This window comes from Okeania hirsuta (assembly GCF_003838195.1).
Classification (GTDB): domain Bacteria; phylum Cyanobacteriota; class Cyanobacteriia; order Cyanobacteriales; family Microcoleaceae; genus Okeania; species Okeania hirsuta.
In genome coordinates this window covers 1-20,097 of the sequence record NZ_RCBY01000069.1, presented here as the reverse complement: position 1 = coordinate 20,097, position 20,097 = coordinate 1, and the positions used below count along the sequence as shown (strand labels likewise).

Annotated in this window: 12 protein-coding genes and 3 pseudogenes; 9 read left to right on the top strand and 6 right to left on the bottom strand. The window is 33.6% G+C overall.

Going from position 1 to position 20,097, the window contains the following annotated elements; all coding sequences use genetic code 11:
• Positions 1–885 precede the first annotated feature (885 nt).
• Complete coding sequence (locus tag D5R40_RS13695) at positions 886–2,019, top strand: YihY/virulence factor BrkB family protein (RefSeq protein ID WP_124145661.1); 1,134 nt, start codon at positions 886–888, stop codon at positions 2,017–2,019.
• 711 nt (positions 2,020–2,730) lie between these two features.
• Here D5R40_RS13695 and D5R40_RS13685 read toward each other — a convergent pair.
• Entirely contained in the window at positions 2,731–2,907 is a 177-nt protein-coding gene (locus D5R40_RS13685; protein WP_240039005.1) for an AAA family ATPase, read from the bottom strand.
• A gap of 124 nt (positions 2,908–3,031) precedes the next feature.
• Entirely contained in the window at positions 3,032–4,042 is a 1,011-nt protein-coding gene (locus D5R40_RS13680) for a DUF262 domain-containing protein (RefSeq protein WP_240039006.1), read from the bottom strand.
• A 377-nt stretch (positions 4,043–4,419) separates the two neighbouring features.
• Between D5R40_RS13680 and D5R40_RS13675 the strand changes: the two genes are divergently transcribed.
• Entirely contained in the window at positions 4,420–5,637 is a 1,218-nt protein-coding gene (locus tag D5R40_RS13675; protein ID WP_124145663.1) for a glycoside hydrolase family 10-like protein, read from the top strand.
• Positions 5,638–6,140: 503 nt separating this feature from the next.
• Here the strand turns inward: D5R40_RS13675 and D5R40_RS13670 are convergent.
• Positions 6,141–6,641 carry a hypothetical protein gene (locus tag D5R40_RS13670; RefSeq protein WP_124145664.1) on the bottom strand — a complete coding sequence of 167 codons (501 nt, stop codon included), beginning with the start codon at positions 6,639–6,641 and terminating at the stop codon, positions 6,141–6,143.
• A 404-nt stretch (positions 6,642–7,045) separates the two neighbouring features.
• Between D5R40_RS13670 and cobN the strand changes: the two genes are divergently transcribed.
• The 3 genes and pseudogenes from cobN to D5R40_RS13655 form a co-directional block, all read left to right on the top strand.
• Positions 7,046–11,404 carry a cobaltochelatase subunit CobN gene (cobN, locus tag D5R40_RS13665; protein ID WP_124145665.1) on the top strand — a complete coding sequence of 1,453 codons (4,359 nt, stop codon included), beginning with the start codon at positions 7,046–7,048 and terminating at the stop codon, positions 11,402–11,404.
• A gap of 224 nt (positions 11,405–11,628) precedes the next feature.
• Positions 11,629–11,706 (top strand): annotated as a pseudogene (locus tag D5R40_RS13660) (cobaltochelatase subunit CobN); the annotation flags it as partial.
• Positions 11,707–11,839: 133 nt separating this feature from the next.
• A pseudogene (locus D5R40_RS13655) lies at positions 11,840–12,055 on the top strand (cobaltochelatase subunit CobN); the annotation flags it as partial.
• On the opposite strand, the gene D5R40_RS13650 reads toward D5R40_RS13655, so the two are convergent.
• A complete protein-coding gene (locus D5R40_RS13650; protein WP_124145668.1) occupies positions 12,050–12,604 on the bottom strand; it encodes an SGNH/GDSL hydrolase family protein in 555 nt (184 codons plus the stop codon). The pseudogene D5R40_RS13655 and the gene D5R40_RS13650 sit on opposite strands and share 6 nt — an antisense overlap.
• Positions 12,605–13,037: 433 nt before the next feature.
• On the opposite strand from D5R40_RS13650, the gene urtA reads away from it, so the two are divergent.
• The 3 genes from urtA (at position 13,038) to D5R40_RS13635 (ending at position 18,184) form a co-directional block, all read left to right on the top strand.
• Positions 13,038–14,315 carry an urea ABC transporter substrate-binding protein gene (gene urtA, locus D5R40_RS13645; RefSeq protein WP_124145669.1) on the top strand — a complete coding sequence of 426 codons (1,278 nt, stop codon included), beginning with the start codon at positions 13,038–13,040 and terminating at the stop codon, positions 14,313–14,315.
• 773 nt (positions 14,316–15,088) lie between these two features.
• Entirely contained in the window at positions 15,089–16,246 is a 1,158-nt protein-coding gene (locus D5R40_RS13640) for an ABC transporter permease subunit (RefSeq protein ID WP_124145670.1), read from the top strand.
• Positions 16,247–17,284: 1,038 nt separating this feature from the next.
• Complete coding sequence (locus D5R40_RS13635) at positions 17,285–18,184, top strand: MarC family protein (protein ID WP_124146045.1); 900 nt, start codon at positions 17,285–17,287, stop codon at positions 18,182–18,184.
• 131 nt (positions 18,185–18,315) lie between these two features.
• On the opposite strand, the pseudogene D5R40_RS42620 reads toward D5R40_RS13635, so the two are convergent.
• Both D5R40_RS42620 and D5R40_RS13625 read right to left on the bottom strand, forming a co-directional pair.
• Positions 18,316–18,489: pseudogene (locus tag D5R40_RS42620) on the bottom strand (DUF6887 family protein); the annotation flags it as partial.
• A gap of 52 nt (positions 18,490–18,541) precedes the next feature.
• Positions 18,542–18,790, bottom strand: a complete 249-nt coding sequence (locus tag D5R40_RS13625; protein WP_124146044.1) for a DUF6888 family protein — start codon at positions 18,788–18,790, stop codon at positions 18,542–18,544.
• Between the two features lie 139 nt (positions 18,791–18,929).
• Between D5R40_RS13625 and urtC the strand changes: the two genes are divergently transcribed.
• Positions 18,930–20,054, top strand: a complete 1,125-nt coding sequence (gene urtC / locus D5R40_RS13620; RefSeq protein WP_375339381.1) for an urea ABC transporter permease subunit UrtC — start codon at positions 18,930–18,932, stop codon at positions 20,052–20,054.
• Positions 20,055–20,097: the final 43 nt, after the last annotated feature.

Genomic DNA, 20,097 nt, shown 5'->3' with positions numbered 1-20,097 from the left:
TTTAATCGGGTGATTTTCCCGCGAAGGTTGTCTTTGCAATTTTAAACTATACCAAGAGAAGTATAGTTTAGGACAGTAGATACTGAAAGGAAACAGGGAAATACTATAGCGCTACATAAATATGCTCTTGATATTCCTCAGTAAGAAGTCAAAAGTTAAAAGTAAAATAAGTATTTATGCTTAATATTTAACTGAGAATTTGACTCGTGATAAAGGTAAATGAGGATAATTCATATAATATAAATACCTCAGTAAGCTACGGATTTTATGTAAGCATTCAGCTATTAGCACTCAGCTATCAGCAATATGAGTAGTAGACATCTCCATAAAAGAGGGAACATGGAGTAGGGAGAAATAATTGACAATTTATAGATAATAATTGATTTTATTTTTAATTTCCACGCCTATTTCTAATCAATAATTACTTCTAAGAGCTAAGAGCTAATAGCTGATAGCTGACTGCTGAATGCTTACAATTTTTTTTTGTAAAATCACTTGTTAAAATTGGTATAATACCTTATATAATTATAGACTTTTGATACCTAGATTGGATTTTTTTTATCTGTGTATGACTTTAATGTTTATTTTTTTTAGTAATTTTTTTCTATAAAAGATTACTATTTACTTTTTATTTTTGCCCGAAATAAAGTAATTTATCTTAGTACATTTTCCGAAATTTATAAATTTATAATTGTTATTTTGAAGTTTTTGTTAGTTGACAAATTATTCTCTACTATAGCAAGGAACGAGTTGGTATTTGACTGATATTGATGATGAATTGTAAGACAGATAAATATTTTTCCCACTGTTCCCTGTTCCCTATTTCCTATTCCCTATTCCCTGCTATACAAGTAACTCAGATAAACCTTTTTACCTAAAAGCCCTATGAGCTTTTTCCATTTTTTACGTCACTTTAATTCTGCCACATTGCGAGAAGTTTTAAACCACTCCAATAGGCAGCGATTTTTCAACTTATTAACTCCAATTGCTAAACGTGGCTATGGCATGATATTGACGATATTAAAAAGGATAGTCAAACATATACTGAAGCGAATAATTCGCTTTTTTCAGTTCCTTCTTCATCTAAATTTTAATACCATTAAACAAGTATGTATTTGTGCTGGCAAAAGCAGATTATCAGGTTTATCAGCCGAGATGGCCTATAATGCTATGCTCGCTTTATTTCCCGGATTATTAACAATAATTGCAGCAATTGGATTATTTGAATCTTTGCGATTGCCTCTATTACAAATGGGTAGTTTACTAACAGATATAGTACCTAATCAAGTGCGATTTTTAATTAGCAGTGCTGTTGATGAAATTCTGAAAACCCGCAACAAAGAAATATTTTCTTTCAGTTTTATTGGCTCAATATGGATATTTTCTAGCGTACTGACTTCTGCTATGGCAGCTCTTGACGAAATTCATCAAGTTCCTCTTGAGAAAAAACGACCTTTTTGGAAAGCAAAATTAGTTTCTTTAGGACTAACTATTGGTACTCTCATACTATTAATTATTGCCTCTGGATTAGTATTAGTTAGTGACTTAATTGTAGACATGATTGCTCGGCAAAGTTGTTTACTAGAAACTCTGCCAAATTGTCCCCCTGACCAGGTTGCTAGTTGTTTATTTCAAGAACCAGTTGATAATTGTGTGTTGAAGTCACAATTATTAGAAACTTGGGGTCAATTAAGATGGCCGATTACTTTAGGAATAGTTTCTACAGCTTTTGCTTTTGTTTATCGTTTTGGTCCGAGTCGTAGAAGGAAAGGTACACCTATTATGCCTGGTGCAATTATATCAGCATTAATGTGGGCAGGAGCTTCTAATTTATTTCGTTTATACGTTTTTCATTTTGGTAACTATAACCGAACCTATGGAACTATTGGTACTTTTATTATTTTATTGTTGTGGTTATATATTAGTTCATTGGTGGTATTAATTGGGGCACAATTAAATGTAACAGTAGGGGAGGCAATGGCACGGGATAATGTTCCGCATCTACTACAGGAACGCTAAGTTATAGAAGGAGGAGTAAAGTATGAGAAAGTAAGCATTTAGCCGCCAGCTATCAGCTATCAGCTATTGTTTTTAGTTTTAGATAAAAGCTTTACTAACTGAGTGAGAATTAAATCTTACTATAAAAGTCAGCTGAAAAAGTCTATATTCATTTAAACCCCCTCCTTTTGTTGAGAACTGATAGCTAATAGCTGAATGCTTACTAGAAAAAACGGCAAAAAAAGTCTGAATTAATGTGGTCGTTGTAAAAGGCTAATCACACCAGTTGTTATGGATAAAAAAATTAGAAGTAAAAGCACTCCTCCTGGTAAAAATGCCAGAATTTTTAAGCCTCTGAGGAGCCATACTAATAGAGTTAAAATTGTGAGGATGCCACAAATGTAAGAAAATTGGGGAATTGGAAAATTAGAATTTTTACTCATGGAGTTTAGATAATATCTATATGGATTTAACTATCAAAAATATTGTCACTATTTTAGTAAGCATTCCGTTTGTCATGCTACGCAAACAGCTATTAGCATTTCCTACGGAATGCTCCGCAAACAGCATTTCCGTTTGTCATGCTACGCAAACAGATGTATGAACGTACAGGACTTACTAAAGTTAGTTAGTGACCTTTTTCTTGACTGCGGAATGCTACGCAAACATAATTTTGAATTCTCCTTCTAAGATAATAAGTTAATAGCTGATAGCTGACTGCTGAATGCTTACCTATTTTAACTTAATGCCTATATAACCAAGTTGATAAGATTGACGCATTAAAAGTAATGCTTGTAAGACAGAAGATTTGCCTGTGCTATTTAGACCAGATAGCAAAGTCAGTGGTTTAAATGATAAAAGCTGATTGGCAAAATGTTTAAAGTTTTTTAGATGTACTGAACTAATCATTTAGAACTTCCTGGATTATTTTTTCAATAGTTTCAAAACGATATTCTATCTTATCTTGAGCTTGAGATATAGACTTGGCAAATTCTTTGTCTTGATCTACATATTTAGCAAAGTTATCTAATAATTATTGCGTCTGATTTTTAAGTTTTTGAGTTTGTTGAGAATTAAGCTGACTAATATGAAATGACCAGGTTTCAAACAAAGCTTTATTAACTGGAAATTTTCTTTGTTTCTTCGATTTACGGAAAGCTTCATCGCCAAATATTTCTTGACAAACAATCATAGTCTTTTTGAATTTATTTTCAAGTTCTTCAATTTCATAATCAGATAAATCATTAATTTTTTTCATAGCATTATCTAAAAATTCTTCTCTGCCAGAGTTGGCATAATTTTTATAAGAATTAGATGTAAGCATAACTGCTAAAGCGCCTAGTACAAATTCCCGATCATCCATACGTTTGATTCGTGATTCACCGAGTTGAATAACATTAGTAAATTCTGGATATTTAGCAAGTTCAGCTAATAATTTTAGGACTTTACCAGGATTAAGAGCATGACGTATTTCTTGAGGAGTTAAACGTTCTCCTCCTGTATTAATACGTTTAAAAATATTGTACTTAACTTTAGCTGGTGTACCTGGTGCAATTAGATATACAGTAACTTGAGTTTCTTCAATACGACGTTGATATTTACGAGGTAATTTTTGATAGGTTTTACCATCAAGTTCATTGCCCAGATATTCTAAACCTGTTAACCGTAAATTATTATCGCTTTTAATAATAAACTGCTTTAAAGCTGAAAGTCTTTGCAATCCATCTATGACTAACCAGTTGTCTTCATTAGTACCATCGATATAAAAAGGTGGCAAAGGAATCCTAATAATAATAGATTCAATAAATCTACTTTTAACGTCATCTTTCCATATATCAGAATGACGCTGAAAATCTGGAGCTAAATCAAGAACTTTTTCATTTATTCTTCTCACCAACTGTTCAATTGTAGGTTCTCTAGTAATAAAATTAATTTTCTCTGGATCGTAAATTAACTCATATTTTTCATAAGCTTCCTCCTCATCATTTTCTGCCTCTTGATATTTGTTTGAATTTTCTTGACTGCTCATAGGTTTGACTGCCATTCTTTAATTTTGATTATACCATCTGAGATTAGACTCAATTCTTAACTATCTATTTCAAATTGACAACTACTATAAAGAAGTATATTATCAAATAGTAAACCTTGATTTTTCCTATTTCTATTTACCTTAATTTATCAATTTATAGATATTAGCGATCGCTCACAAAACAAAACTTAATTCCGATAAAAATATCATGTCTATATCCAAATCAATTTCTCAAATTATCCTCCTAATACTTATTTCCATTATTATCAAAAATTTTGAGAATATAATGTCAAGCATTGAATCTAAAGAGTCTTTATATTTAGATTAATTGTCAATCTCTGAATCTGAGCGATCGCTCAATCACAAATAATTTCAATCTCTACCAAAATTTAATGTATAAATCCAAATCAATTTACCGAATCATCCTCTTAACACTAATTGCAATTTTCACAACAATTACATTGGTATTTGCATCTAATCAAATTAGCAAAACCCCACAAAAAACAGAAATTCGTGGTGTTTGGATAACCAATATTGACAGCGAAGTTTTATTTTCCACTACAGCAACAAAAGCAGCAGTAAATCGTTTAGCAAATCTCAACTTCAACACACTATATTCTACTGTTTGGCAAGGAGGTTATACTCTCTACCCTAGTCAAGTAGCTCAACAAGTATTTGGCAAATATTTAGACCCTACACCTGGTTTACAAGGACGAGATTTTTTACAAGAAGTTATTAACGAAGCACATGAAAAAAATTTAACAATTATTCCTTGGTTTGAATTTGGTTTCATGGCACCAGCAGATTCAGAATTAGTAAGATTACATCCTAATTGGTTAAGCAAACGTAGAGATGGAACTACTATAAAAATGGAAGGTGAATATCAGCGAGTTTGGCTTAATCCCTTTCATCCAGAAGTACAACAATTTATCTTAGATTTAGTAATGGAAATTGTGACTAAATATGATATAGATGGGATTCAATTTGACGACCATTTTGGCTTACCTGCCGAATTTGGTTATGACGATTTTACAGTCAAATTATATGAAAAAGAACTTCCTGGTTTATCCCCTTCTGAAAATTATCAAGAAACTTTTTGGGTGCGTTGGCGAGCGGATAAAATTAATAATTTTATGGGGCGGGTTTCTGAAGAAATAAAAGCGATAAAACCAGACTGTATTATTTCTGTATCTCCTAATCCTTTGCACTTTGCTTTACCTGCTTATTTGCAAGACTGGTTGACTTGGGAAACAGAAAAATGGATTGATGAAATTGTTTTACAAGTTTATCGTCCAGATATTAAACGTTTTATTAATGAGTTGGAACGAACAGAGGTTAAATTAGCTAAAAATAATATTCCTTTTGCCATTGGAATTTTGAGTGGTTTGAAAAATAATTCTACTCCGATAACGACAATTGAAGAACAAGTAGAAGCAGTGCGGAAGAGAAATTTTGCGGGAGTATCGTTCTTTTTCTATGAAAGTTTATGGAAGTGGGGAAAAGAATCAGAAAATATCAGAAATGAAGCTTTGGAAAAAATATTTCAGGGAAAGATTTCAAGACCACATATCTCTAGTTCAAAGAAAGAAGGAAAACCATTGAAGTCGTAAATTTTTGCCTCTCAAATAAATAGTAGAGGGGAAGGCTAGAAATTTTTCTGACTTGGGTAAAGGGAAAGACTAGAAGTAGTAATTTTTTCCCTCTGCAGTAAATAGTAGAGGGGAAAAGGTAGGAATTTTTCTGACTTGGGGGAGGGAAGATACTAGAGTAAATAGTAGAAGGGAAAAGGTAGGAATTTTTTCTGACTAGGGCAAAGGGAGAGACTAGAAGTGACAATTTTTTCCTCTCCAGTAAATAGTAGAGTCAAAAATATAGAAATTTTCTCTAACTTTCTCCTAACACAGAACTCAAGCAAGCAAATTTTTTCCTCTCAGATAAATAGTAGAAGGGAAAAGGTAGGAATTTTTCTGACTAGGGCAAAGGGAGAGACTAGAGGTGGCAAATTTTTTCCTCTCAAATAAATAGTAGAGGGGAAAAGCTAGAAATTTTTCTGACTTGGGTGAGGGAAGAGACTAGAAGTGGCACATTTTGCATTGTGACAAACAACTAATATCTATTCATTTAACACCTTAATTTCATAAACTTTAAATCCTGCACCTCTAGGTAAAGGTATGCCATCCATTCCCATTGGATAAGACCCATAAGCACTCTTCGGTTGATATGGTTTACTATCAACATATTCTCCTTTTGCTTCAACTGTTTTCCCGACATATTCGGCAAAATTTTCAAAAGCGATCGCCTCTGAAACATGCAGAATTACACCTTCTTCAGCAGAACGTTTTTCTATTTCTAAATCTCCTATATCTAAGACATAATAATTACCATCTCCTGCTATCCAAGATTCAGTAGTTTTACTCCAAGGTTTTTCTATAACTGTACCTGTTAAATATATTAGAGAATTACTTTTTTGAACTTCCATAGTTATAGATGGAGTTTGAGATAGTTGATATTTAGTAAATATATAACCGCTCATGCCACTCACAACTCCCACAAATATTGATAATACTATCGAGAATATTCTCCAAGTTGTCAAATTTACTTCTATCATTTCCATCTCTAATTTTAAATTTAATTTAATTGCTATTACATTAAATATACAGCGATCACAACAAAAATTCCGGAAGTTAAAGCGCTTATCATTTAGTCTAAGTATTAATAGATAATACCGCTTTGAAAAAAAATACTATAAAACAATACAGTTTAGTTAATAATTTTTTATAGTTGATTTGATTTTTTATTATTGGAGATGTCTCATGAATGAAGCAAGCATTCATTTAATTTCTACTACATTCTCAACCTGAGATTCGTACTCTGAAGCTTAGATAAAATTGCTTTTTTCTCTTTTAAAGGTAATAAAACTGATAGCTGACTGCTTAATGCTTAACTTCTTCCTTTTTATTTGGTACAAGAAGGAAAGTTTATGGTAATATTATTAGGCTTTTTCAACAATACAAATATATGCACCGAATAGCAGCTACTCCTGGTGGTTGGAACCCTCAAGCAGAAGGGGTAATTTTTATCGAACAAACTCCCGCACCAATAATATTTTTAACAGCAGCAGATACGGATATTCAAACATTAGCAGCAGCAGTTAATAAGTTACCTTTTGATTTTCCACAACTACGAGTTGCTAATTTACTTCACTTACAACAACAGTTAACTATTGATACTTATGCTGATGATATTTTATCTAAGGCAAAAGTAATTATTGTTCGACTTTTAGGGGGGCGCTCCTATTGGTCTTATGGTTTGGAAGTCTTGCTAGAAGCGATCGAAAAAGAAGGGGCAAAACTAATAGTAATTCCTGGAGATAACCGCCCAGATCCAGATTTAATTAGTCATTCTAATGTTTCAATTTCTCTAGTTAATCAATTCTGGCAATATTTAATAGAAGGTGGGGTAGATAATTTTGTTAATGGTCTCAAGTTTATCGCTAATATTTGTCTGGGAAAAGATTATGATTTTGCCTTACCTATACCAGTGTCGCGAGTCGGAATTTATCCTTGGCAAAAAGAAGAGCAAACCACAAAAGCAAAAATCGGAATATTATTCTATCGCGCTCATTATCTATCTGGAAATGTTGCTCCTATAGATGCTCTTTGCCAAGCTTTAATAGAAAAAAATTTAGAACCTGTACCAGTCTTTGTTTCTTCTCCTAGAGATGTAGAAGTACAGGGAGAAATATTGGAATATTTTCAACCTGAAAATGCTGAAGCAATTCAATTATTGTTAAACACGACCAGTTTTGCTGTCTCTGTTGTGAATAATCAAGATTTTGCACTGGAAAAATCTCCTAACCCACCCTTGCTAAGACAGGGAAAAAATTTAGACATTCCAGTTTTACAAGTAATTTTTAGTGGTGGAAATTTTGAGCAGTGGGAAAGTCAGTTTCAAGGTCTTTCGCCACGGGATGTGGCAATGAATATTGCACTGCCAGAAGTAGATGGAAATATTATTAGTCGGGCAATTTCTTTTAAGGCGGTTCAAACTTGGAATTCGGATTTAGAAACAGATGTAATTAGTTATTTTCCGGTTCAAGATAGGATTGAATTTGTGTCAGAATTAGCTGCTAATTGGATAAAGTTACGACAAACTCCAGCATCTCAACGTCGCATCGCATTAATATTAGCAAATTATCCTAATCGTGACGGTCGTCTTGCTAATGGAGTCGGGTTAGATACTCCTGCTAGTTGTGTAGAAATTCTTCAAGCTTTACAACAAGCTGGTTATTATTTGGAAAATATTCCAGCAACAGGGGATGAGTTAATTAAATGTCTAACTTCGGGGGTAAAAAACGATTTGGAAAGTCGTGAATTACGTCCTGTTTTCCAGTCTTTATCCTTGGCAGAATTTGAAACATATTTTGCTAGTTTGCCACAGGTTGTACAAGAAAAAATTATTCAGAGATGGGGAAATATAAATGACAGAGATTTTGTCATGGCAAACACGTATTTTGCCACTGATGTACAGATTAATTCCACAAAAATTCCGCCATCTTTAGAAAAAGATGTTTCTAGTAATTTTTCAGAATTTCAGAAAGATAATCAGAAAAAAGAAAACGACGAAAATTTTGCCACTGATGTACAGATTAATTCCACAAAAATTCCGCCATCTTTGGAAAAATATATTTCTAGTAATTTTTCAGAATTTCAGAAAGATAGTGAGGTAAAAGAAATAGATAATTTTCCTATTCCAGGTATTCAGCTAGGAAATATTTTTGTTGGTATTCAACCTTCGCGGGGTTACGATATCGACCCCAGTTTAAATTATCATGCTCCAGATTTAGAACCTACCCCTAATTATCTAGCTTTCTATTATTGGTTGAGAGAAAAATTTCAAATAGATGCAATTATTCATGTGGGAAAACATGGAAATTTAGAATGGTTGCCCGGTAAAAGTGTCGGTTTATCTCAAGAATGTTTTCCAGAAATAGCTCTCGGTGCTTTGCCACATTTTTATCCTTTTATTGTTAACGATCCAGGGGAAGGTTCTCAAGCTAAACGGAGGTCTCAAGCTGTAATTATTGACCATTTAACACCACCCATGACCCGTGCAGAACTTTATGGCCCTTTGCAACAATTAGAAACTTTAATTGACGAATATTATGAAGCACAAAATTTAGACCCATCTCGGTTATCTGTGATTCGCGATCGGATTATTAATCTGATAGAAACAGAAGGTTTGGATAAAGATTTATCATTTTTGGGAAATAATTTAGACTCCTCTTCGTCTTCTTTCCCAAGTAGGGAAAAATTTTCTATAGAAGTAGAAGTTTTGAATCAAGATTTATCCTTTTTACCCAAAGATTTAGATTTCTCCGAGTCTTCGTTTCAAAGTAGGGATAAATTTTTCATAGAAGTAGAAGCTTTAAACCAAAATTTATCCTTTTTTCCCCAAGATTTAGATTCCCTTTCACCTTCTTCCAAAAATAGGGATAAGTTTTTCATAGAATTAGAATCTTTGAACCAAGATTTCTGCTTTTTGCTCAAAGATTTAGATTCTCCCCAACTCCCCTTAAAAAAAAGAGAGAAAATTGAAAAGGATGAAAATACTAGATTTTCCGAATTAATCACTAATGCAGATGGCTATCTTTGTGAATTAAAAGAAGCACAAATAAGGGATGGTTTACATATATTTGGACAATGTCCTCAAGAGCGACAACTACGAGATTTAATCATAGCGATCACTCGTCATCCTAGTACTACTCGTTTGGGTTTGACTCGCGCTTTAGCTGAAGATTTGAATTTGGATTTTGACCCTCTCACAGATGACTTTTCTACAATTATTGATGAGAATTTAATTATGGATGGAAAAGTCTGTCGTACTGTGGGTGATGCTGTGGAGTTACTCGAACAAAAAGCAGCTAATTTAGTCGAAAATTTAATTAACCAAAATCAGATTAACTCTCCCTTCCAACAGACAAATAAAGAATTAGAATGGATTCGTCAAAAACTTCTACCTTCTCTGCAAAAAACAGACCAAGAAATTATCAACTTATTAATAGGATTAGATGGCAAATATATCCCTAGTGGTTCATCTGGCGCTCCTACAAGAGGTAGACCAGACGTTTTACCTACAGGTCGGAATTTTTACTCTGTAGATATTCGCGCCATTCCTACAGAAACTGCTTGGAGAGTAGGACAATTAGCAGCAGAAAATTTAATCGAAAGATACACTCAAGAAAATGGCGAATATCCTCAAACTTTAGGGTTATCAGTATGGGGAACTTCCACGATGCGAACTGGTGGAGATGATATTGCCGAAGCACTTGCTTTATTAGGTGTAAAACCTGTTTGGGATAGACCTTCTCGAAGAGTTATCGACTTTGAAATTTTGCCAGTTTCAATATTAGGAAGACCCCGTGTAGATGTAACTTTAAGAATTTCTGGTTTCTTTAGAGATGCTTTTCCTAATATTATCGATTTATTCGACCAAGCTGTTATTGCTGTGGCTAATTTAGATGAACCTGAAACAGAAAATCCTTTAGCTGCTCAAGTTAAAAAAGAAGTCAAATATTGGCAAGAATTAGGATTAACAGAAACTCAGGCAAAAGCACGTTCCCATTATCGAATATTTGGCTCTAAACCAGGAGCTTATGGTGCAGGTTTACAAGGTTTAATCGAATCTCAAAATTGGCAAGATGACCAAGATTTAGCCAGAGCTTATATTAATTGGAGTGGCTATGCTTATACAGGAATTAATAATAGTTATAACCAGGAAGCTAGAGCAATAAATTCTCCCGAAGCATTTTCTCAACGTCTTAAAGAAATGCAGATAGTTTTGCATAATCAAGACAATAGAGAACATGACTTATTAGATTCAGATGATTATTATCAATTTCAAGGAGGAATGACCGTTGCAGTTCGTGCTTTAACTGGCAAAAATCCTCATACTTATTTTGGCGATAATTCCATGGCAGAAAATCCCAAAGTTCGACAATTGAAAGAACAAATTGCTAGGGTTTATCGTTCCAGAGTAGTTAACCCTAAATGGATAGCTGGAGTAATGCGTCATGGTTATAAAGGAGCTTTTGAAATGGCAGCCACAATAGATTATTTATTTGCCTACGATGCTACAGCAAAATGTGTAGAAGATTTTATGTATCAAGGAGTAGCAGAAACTTATATTTTTGATGAGAATGTACAATCATTTATTCAAGGAAAAAATCCTTGGGCATTGCGAGATATGGCAGAAAGATTATTAGAAGCAAATCAACGAGGTTTATGGCAGTCAGCTAATCAAAAAATCTTAGATAAATTACAGGCGATCGCTCTAGAGGCAGAAGGAATAATTGAGAATTTAGAATTCAGAATTTAGAATTCAGAATTCAGAATTCAGAAGTAACTTGTACCCATAAATAGTTGAAAATTTTATTAGAAAGTCAAGTCAAACTTTGTCATTTTTGCCGAAAAATTAAGGTGGAAAGCTTCTCCTTTCAAGGAGAAAAAAAAATCTTTTAAACAATCCTATTCTGAAAAAGAAGAGGTAATTATTAATTATTAATTGTTAATTATTAATTATTGAACCAACCTTGTCATTCAAAAAATTCTTGGGCATTGCGAGATATGGCAGAAAGATTATTAGAAGCAAGTCAACGAGGTTTCTGGCAGTCAGCTAATTAAAAAATGTTGGAAAAATTGCAGGCGATCGCTCACTTAAGCAATTGAGAATTATGAATTGAGAATTCAGAAGTAATTTGTATGCAGAAATAGTTGAAAATTTTATTAGAAAGTCAAGTCATATTTTGTCATTGTTACCCAACTTTTTCATTCAAAAAATCCTTGGGCATTGCGAGATATGGCAGAAAGATTATTAGAAGCAAATCAACGAGGTTTATGGCAGTCAGCTAATCAAAAAATCTTAGATAAATTACAGGCGATTTTTTATGATTTTTTTTTGCTAAAACAAACTAATTTTACACCTTATCAGTACGAAAATTGCTATATTCAAATTCAACCAAATCTATAACCTTTTCAAAATAGGCATTAATTTTTCATTGAATGCTTTATATCCTGCCCGATTAAGATGAAGAAAATCTCTACTATATTCTTCCTTAACTTTTCCTTGTTCATTTGCCAAAATCGCTTTTGTATCGAAAATTATCACATCCTTGTTTTCCAAAGAATAAATAAAATCATTCACTTCCTTAATAGCTAACTCTACATCCGGCGACCAAAAAAGTTTTCTCTCAAGTGGCACTTCAGCAATAGGAAAAATAGTTGTCAGAATCACAACCGCACCAAGCTGACGAGATTGCTTGACAATTTCTTTGACATTTGATTTACAGTCATAAATAATTATCTCTTTATTCTCAGGAAATATTGGAATTCTGTATAAATCATTCACACCAACTTGAACTATCACAATATCCGGAGATAAAGGTTTTAGATGTTGATTCAATCTTCCTAAAACTTGCCCTGTAGTTTGCCCATAAATTCCTCGATTAACAAAATTAAAATCATCAAAACCTTTAGGTGAATTCCAACCACGGGCACGAGAATCTCCAAAAAAAAATATAGTTTTTTTTGATTGAGATTTTTAGCCTCTTTGGGATTAGTATCAATCGGATAATATTTTATGGCAAGTGGATTTAATTGTAGAGAGTTTAATTGTAAATAATAATTCCTACTCCTAAAAAATAGGAAATTCAGCCCTACTGAAACTAATATAATTATTGATAAACAGATAATTATCAATTTGTTTTTGTTCATAATTCATCAACGCTAAAATCAAAGTTAAACTAATCTTAGCAAGAAGTAATAGAAGGCAAAAATGACAACTATTGAGTAATGATGGCTATACTGAGGGTTTTACTCAAAAACACTATCTATATATCTAGTCTAGTGAGAAAAAACTATAACGTTATAGATATATAGTGTTTGGAACTTAAAAAGTGCCTAAGTCCTGGTAAAGTTAAGTTTGAAATTAATTATAGTGAAGTATTTTTGTTATGGCTAAAGGATTAGAACGCAGGAAATTTTTAATTTATAGTTCTGCTGCTCTAGGTACGAGTATTTTTCTCAAAGCTTGTGGTGGTGCTAATAACACTAACACTACATCTGGGGCTGACACAATTAAAGTGGGTATTCTCCATTCCCTCAGTGGCACAATGGCAATTAGCGAAACTACGGTAGTTGAAGCGGAAAAGTTAGCTATTGAGGAAATAAATGCTGCTGGTGGTGTATTAGGTAAGCAAATAGAAGCAATTGTAGAAGATGGTGCTTCTGACTGGCCTACTTTTGCTGAAAAGGCTAATAAACTTATTGACCAAGACCAGGTAGTTACTGTTTTTGGTTGTTGGACTTCTGCTTCTCGGAAGTCTGTTTTGCCTGTTTTTGAATCTAAGAATCATATGCTTTGGTATCCGGTGCAATATGAGGGTCAAGAATGCTCGAAAAATATTTTTTACACGGGTGCTGCTCCTAATCAACAAATTGAACCTGCTGTAGATTGGTTGTTAGAAAATAAGGGAAAGGAATTTTTCTTAGTTGGTTCTGATTATGTTTTTCCTCGTACTGCAAATACGATTATTAAGGAGCAGTTAAAAGCTAAAGGTGGTACTACTGTTGGTGAAGATTATTTACCTTTAGGAAATACGGAAGTTACTCCGATTATTACTAAGATTAAACAGGCTTTACCTAATGGTGGAGTGATTTTTAATAGTCTTAATGGTGATAGTAATGTTGCCTTTTTTAAACAGTTGAAAGGTGCTGGTCTGACTCCGGAACAATATCCAGTTATGTCGGTGAGTATTGCTGAGGAAGAAGTTAGACAAATTGGTAAGGAGTTTCTTATAGGTCATTATGCTGCTTGGAATTATTTCCAAACTGTTGAGACAGAAGCTAATAAAAAATGGGTGGCAGATTTTAAGGCAAAATATGGTGCAGACCGAGTAACAAATGACCCGATGGAAGCTGCTTATATTATGGTTTATCTTTGGAAACAAGCAGTGGAAAAAGCTGGTACTACTGATAATTTAGATGCGGTAAGGATGGCAGCTATCGGACAAACTTTTGATGCTCCTGAAGGTTTGGTTACTATGAATGCTAATCATCATATTTCTAAAACTGTGAGAATAGGTCAAGTTCGTGATGATGGTTTATTTAATATAGTTTGGTCTACTGAAGGAGCTATTAAACCTATACCTTGGAATCAATTTGTTCCAGCAACTAAGGGGTTTGCTTGTGACTGGAGTGACCCTAATAAAGGTGGTAAATACAAGATATAATAAGTCTTTGGCTATAAGTCAGAAATTAGAGTAGAATTTTGTACGAGTGGTGGATAAATATGTAGGTTTAATGTTTCTACAAAATATCTAATTTTGTGTGCTGTAATTAGTTGGTCTAAATAGCTCACTAATTACAGCGCTTTCTCGGATGGTAAAGTTGAGTTTAATATTAATTATTTACTTTATTCCCTGCTCTTTGTTAAGTGTTAGCCAAAAAATTAATAATTAATAATTAACTATTACCTTTCCTGAAAATTGATATGATTGACTAAAATAATTTTCTCTCTTTGTAGGGCGACAGATAGTGGCGCAGCTAAGAAGAGGTGTTCAACTTTAATTATTCGCGAAAAATCCTAAAAACTTCTACTTTCTCAACTTGAAAATTCCTTTAATTCTAATTGATGACTATTAAATTTATTCTTCCTTCTTCTTTCTTTCTGATTCTGGAATAATTATCATAACGGAAGAAAATAAAAGCTGGAAATTTCTGATTAGAAGTGGCTCGGTTTCATCTGTTTAATCCGAGAAATGACCTATCTATATCATTATTTGCCTTGATTTATTGTTGTCTTTTTCCTATTTATAATTCTGGAGTAATTATCAAAAAAAACGGAAAAAAAGGAAAGCTGGAAATTTCTGATTAGAAGTGGCTCCGTTTGATCCGATAACTGACTAATATCTTGTCATTATTTACCTGATTTTATTTTCCCTTCTTCCCTCTTATCTCTTCCTTCTTCCTTCTTCCTTCTTCCCTCTTCCTTACCTTAATTAAAATGCAAGAATTATTAATCGCCATATTTAACGGTATAAGTATTGGTTCAGTCTTACTAATTGTCGCTCTAGGATTAGCCATTATTTTTGGACTAATGGGAGTAATTAACTTAGCTCATGGTGAATTAATGATGTTAGGTGCTTATACTACTTTCGTAGTTCAAAATATTTGTAATAGCATAGGTGAACCTATTTCTAATATTTATATTTTTTTCGCCATTCCTATTGCCTTTATAGTCGTAGCGATCGCTGGTTTAATTTTAGAAAAAGGGGTGATACGTTTTCTCTATGGCAGACCTTTAGAAACTCTATTAGCAACTTGGGGAGTTAGTCTGATTTTGCGTCAATTTGTCCGCAGTGTAAATGGAGTCTTAATTATTGGCATAACAGTTTTTTGTCTGTTTTATTTTGGCAGTCTTTACTTCCTCAAAAAACGTCGCTATGATTGGGAAAAAATTAAAAATTTAGCAATAGCAATTATTTGTTTCCTGTCTTTAGCGATCGCTACTACTTTGGGATTTTTATTGACAAGTCCTGGATTAACCAAACCTTGGTTTAGTTCTAGAAATGTTGATGTTACTGCTCCTGTTTGGTTACAAGGTGGATTACCTATTGGTGAGTTTCAATTACCCTATTCTCGGATTTTTATCATTATATTAACTGCTATAAGTTTGCTAGGTATTTACTTATTTTTGAATAAATCAAATTGGGGTTTAAGAATTAAAGCTGTCACTCAAAATAGAAGCATGAGTGCTTGTTTGGGTATTCCAACAGACCGGGTTGATGCTATTACATTCTCTTTGGGTTCGGGGTTAGCTGGAATTGCTGGTTGCGCAATTACTTTATTAGGTTCAGTCGGTCCAAATACAGGGCAAAATTATATAGTAGATGCTTTTATGGTAGTAGTCGTTGGTGGAGTAGGTAATTTATTTGGTACTGTTATTGCTGCTATGGGAATTGGCATTACAAATTATTTAATTGGTTCAGGAACTATAGCTTTAATTTTGGGAAATATAGAAAGTCTAAAATTTTTGACTGACTTCTTCAATTTTTTGGCAACTACCAGCATGGCAAAAGTAACAGTATTTGCTTTAATTATTGTCTTTTTACAAGTTAAACCAGCAGGACTATTTCCACAAAAAGGTCGAATGGATAATTGATAATTGATAAAGAAGCTAATGGTAAGCATTCAGCAGTCAGCTAACAGCTAGCCTCTTTCAGAGGAGCTGCCTCTTTCAGAGGAGCTTCGCTAACGCTAACGTTAACAGCTTTTGAGATACATCTATAATTTCCTGCCACAAATTATATGGTTTAATAACTCAGATTTATGGTTGAAAATTGGCGTTGCTTAAATGTAATGATAATTAGACATCTACTCCACCCATAGGGAGTAGGGAGTAGGCAGCTTTGCTATAGGGGTAAAGAATTGATAATTCCTTTGGGATATAGATATTGATTTTTGATTCTTGGAGATGTCTATTAGCTGAAGGTAAAATTGAAAAACTGATGTTTTGTGCCCAAAGTTAATCTCAAAATCATTACCACTCAGCAACGCCTGAAAATTTAGTAGAAGTTAAAAAAACGCTGGCTTCATTCATTTTTATTGCTAGGAGCTGACTGCTAACTGCTAATAGCTGAATGCTTACCTCAAAACTATGGAACTTTATTGATAACTTAATAGATAATAATTGATATTATTTTTGATTGTTGAAAAGGTCTAATCTAAAGGAGGATGCCAACCAACAGCTACCCAAAGTTTTCTAGCAGCAACTCTACCGGATTATTAGTTCTTAAAGCTGTAACTGTAGCTCGACTAACAGCAGTTATACCTTCAATTTTTGTCCCGTAAGAACTCCATTAAAAATGATGAGACCATTCTTGTTGACGTGGATTAAATTTAGATGAGAGATGGGAGGTGGGGGGGATGGGGAGATCGAGACACCTAGAAACAAAAATCTATTGCACAGTTTTAGGCGTTGGTAATTGGTAAGATGATTTTCTACTAGGGGTGATACCATCACTTACTCTGGTTAGATATTTAGAGGTATCAGAAACAGATTACTCTTAAAGTTTCATCTCTTGATTTACCAACGCCGTTTTAGCTGTGTCAGTCTACTACTGAACTTATCAATTAAGTATGATATTCCCTGTGATACTCTCAATATAAAAAAGAAACGTTAGTTATAATAAAAAAACTTATGAGACAATGTAGACAAATACAACAACTTCTCAGTACCTTCAGGGCAGTCGTCTCCCGCTTGATCATTTTTGTGGTGGTAGTTTGTAACCTGCTGATGATATTTACCTCCTCCCCTACCCCAATGGCAACAGCCTCGCCAGGAGATAGTGTAATGTTAGCGCAAACTTTACAACCTTCAGAAGCCAGCAAAAAAACAGATGAGGCAATTATTCAAGATGTGGATGGTACAACACTTATACGCGAATATATCAGTAAGGCTAGGAAAGGAAGTATTTCTTCTGTCTTCACTATCTTCTTTTTGACTCTTGGGCCACTCAAAATTGTACCTATTTTTGTGAGTCTGACTGCTAATGCTGATGATACACTCCGAAAGAAAATGGCATTTCGTGGGTTTTGGATTTCGACCTTAGTTGTGATGTTGATTTCCCTTGTCGGTATAGAAATAGTGGACAAATATGGAATCCCTATTTCTGCTCTAATGATGGCAGCAGGAATTGTGCTGTTTTTAGTCTCACTAGGAATCATAATGACTCAGTATGGCTCGGCTGCTCCCCCTCCATCTTCTCCAGAAAATCCATCCCTTGATTTAGTTGTTACTCCCCTAATTTTTCCTACAATCTTAACCCCCTATGGAATTGCCATAGTTATGCTCATCATGTCCATTCTGAAGAAAGTAATAGGCCATGAAGTTTTGGTTTTGGGATTGTTAATGGTGATTATGGTACTCAACCTATTAAGTATGCTTTATGCCCGTCAAATTCTCAAGGTGTTGAAGCCATCAATTCTCAAAGTTGTAGGACTGGTGTTAGGAATGGTTCAGCTTTCTCTAGGTATTACCTGGATATTTACAGCCATTAGAATGGAAGTTTTAGTAATTCGATCGCTTTTGACATCCTAACCAAGAAATAATATCAAATTCAGTAGGGTGCATTAATGAAATGTAACCCACCTTACTAGACTACTGATAATTGATAACTGAAAAGAAGGCGATCGCTCTATGATTCCAAAAGAAAAACCAAAACAAAAAAATCAAGTATTTTTCCAAAAATTATTCCTGGAATACTGACGCATTCGTTCAATAACTTCGGGATATTTATCCATATATTCTAATGATTTTAAAGGTGGATAAACTACTCTATCTTTCCTTTGATTTACTTGATAAATGTAAGCAGAAAAAGCCTCTTCATCATCTTGATTAGATAAAACATAATTTTTAACTCTTGAGAAGTCATAGTTTTAAAATCAGGTTTTTTATTCATTTGCTCCATTCACCATTAGGTTGAATTTGAATCTCAATATCTTCCTCAATTAACATAAATATATTCTTACTATGCTCATCTAATCTTATCAAGTTAATTGGTAAATAAAATTTTGTTACCCAACAAGATAGGATATAACATTGTAAGAGTTGTGCTTGTGTAGGAATAATTTTTCCTCCAAAAACTAAACAAATAACATTAGTTATCAGACAAAGAAAGCGATCGCCACATCTTGTAGCAAACATTTATAACGCTTGGTATTACCTAAATATTCAAATCTTTATCAGGCGAAGATTTTGAATTTTGTGAATATCTCCTTACTCTCATCAGATTTGGTATAAGATGAAACGATCTACTACAAATTTTGCACTAAATTAACTGTATATGTCTACTATTCTCCATATTCCTTATTCCCCAAATATGATCAAAAATCAACATCATAAATTATTAATTAAAATCGGCATAATAACAGCAATAACTTTAATCTTTGCCATCATAATGCCATTAACTTTACCAGGATTTAGACTAAAATTATTAGGGCGTTTTATCTCTCTAGCAATTGTGGCTTTAGGCATAGATTTAATCTGGGGTTATACTGGCTTATTAAGTTTAGGTCATGGCATATTTTTTGCATTAGGAGGTTATGCCTTAGCAATGCACCTCAAACTACAATTGTCAGAAGGAGAATTACCAGAATTTTTCACTCTTTATGGTGTAGAAAAACTTCCCCTATTTTGGCAGCCTTTTCACTCCTTTCCTCTCACAATTTTAGCAATTATAATTTTCCCTGCTATTGTGGCAGCAATTCTCGGTTATCTAGTATTTAAAAATCGAATTAAAGGAGTCTACTTTTCCATCCTTACTCAAGCAGCTTTACTTGTATTTTTTAACTTTTTCAACGGTCAACAAAAATTAATCAACGGTACAAACGGTTTAAAAACAGACACAGAAAAATTTTTCGGTATTTTAGCAGGGTCTGACCAAGCACAATTAATATTTTATGAAGTAACAATTATTAGTCTAATCGCCACTTATTTAATTTGTAGTTGGCTAACCAGTGGTAGATTTGGTCGTCTATTAATTGCCATTAGAGATGATGAAACTAGAGTAAGATTTTCTGGATATAATCCCACCGAATTTAAAGTTTTAGTATTTGCTATTTCTGGTGCCATTGCCGGAATTTCTGGAGCATTATATACAGTTCAAAGTGGTATTGTTACCCCTAGTTATATGGAAGTAGCTTTTTCAATTGAAATGGTTATTTGGGTTGCCGTAGGAGGTAGAGGAACTTTAGTCGGTGCAATTATTGGTACATTATTAGTTAATTTCGGACGTACTTTTTTAAGCGAACAATTTCCCCAAATCTGGTTATTTTTTCAAGGTGCGTTATTTTTATTAGTCGTGACAATATTACCTAATGGAATAGTCGGTTGGTGGCAAGAATATGCTTGGCTAAAGTTGCGATCGCTTCTTGAAAGTCAAAAGTCAAAAGTCAAAAGTCAAAAGTAATACAGCTATCTTACCTGTGATAGTCATTTGAAATTCAAAAGTA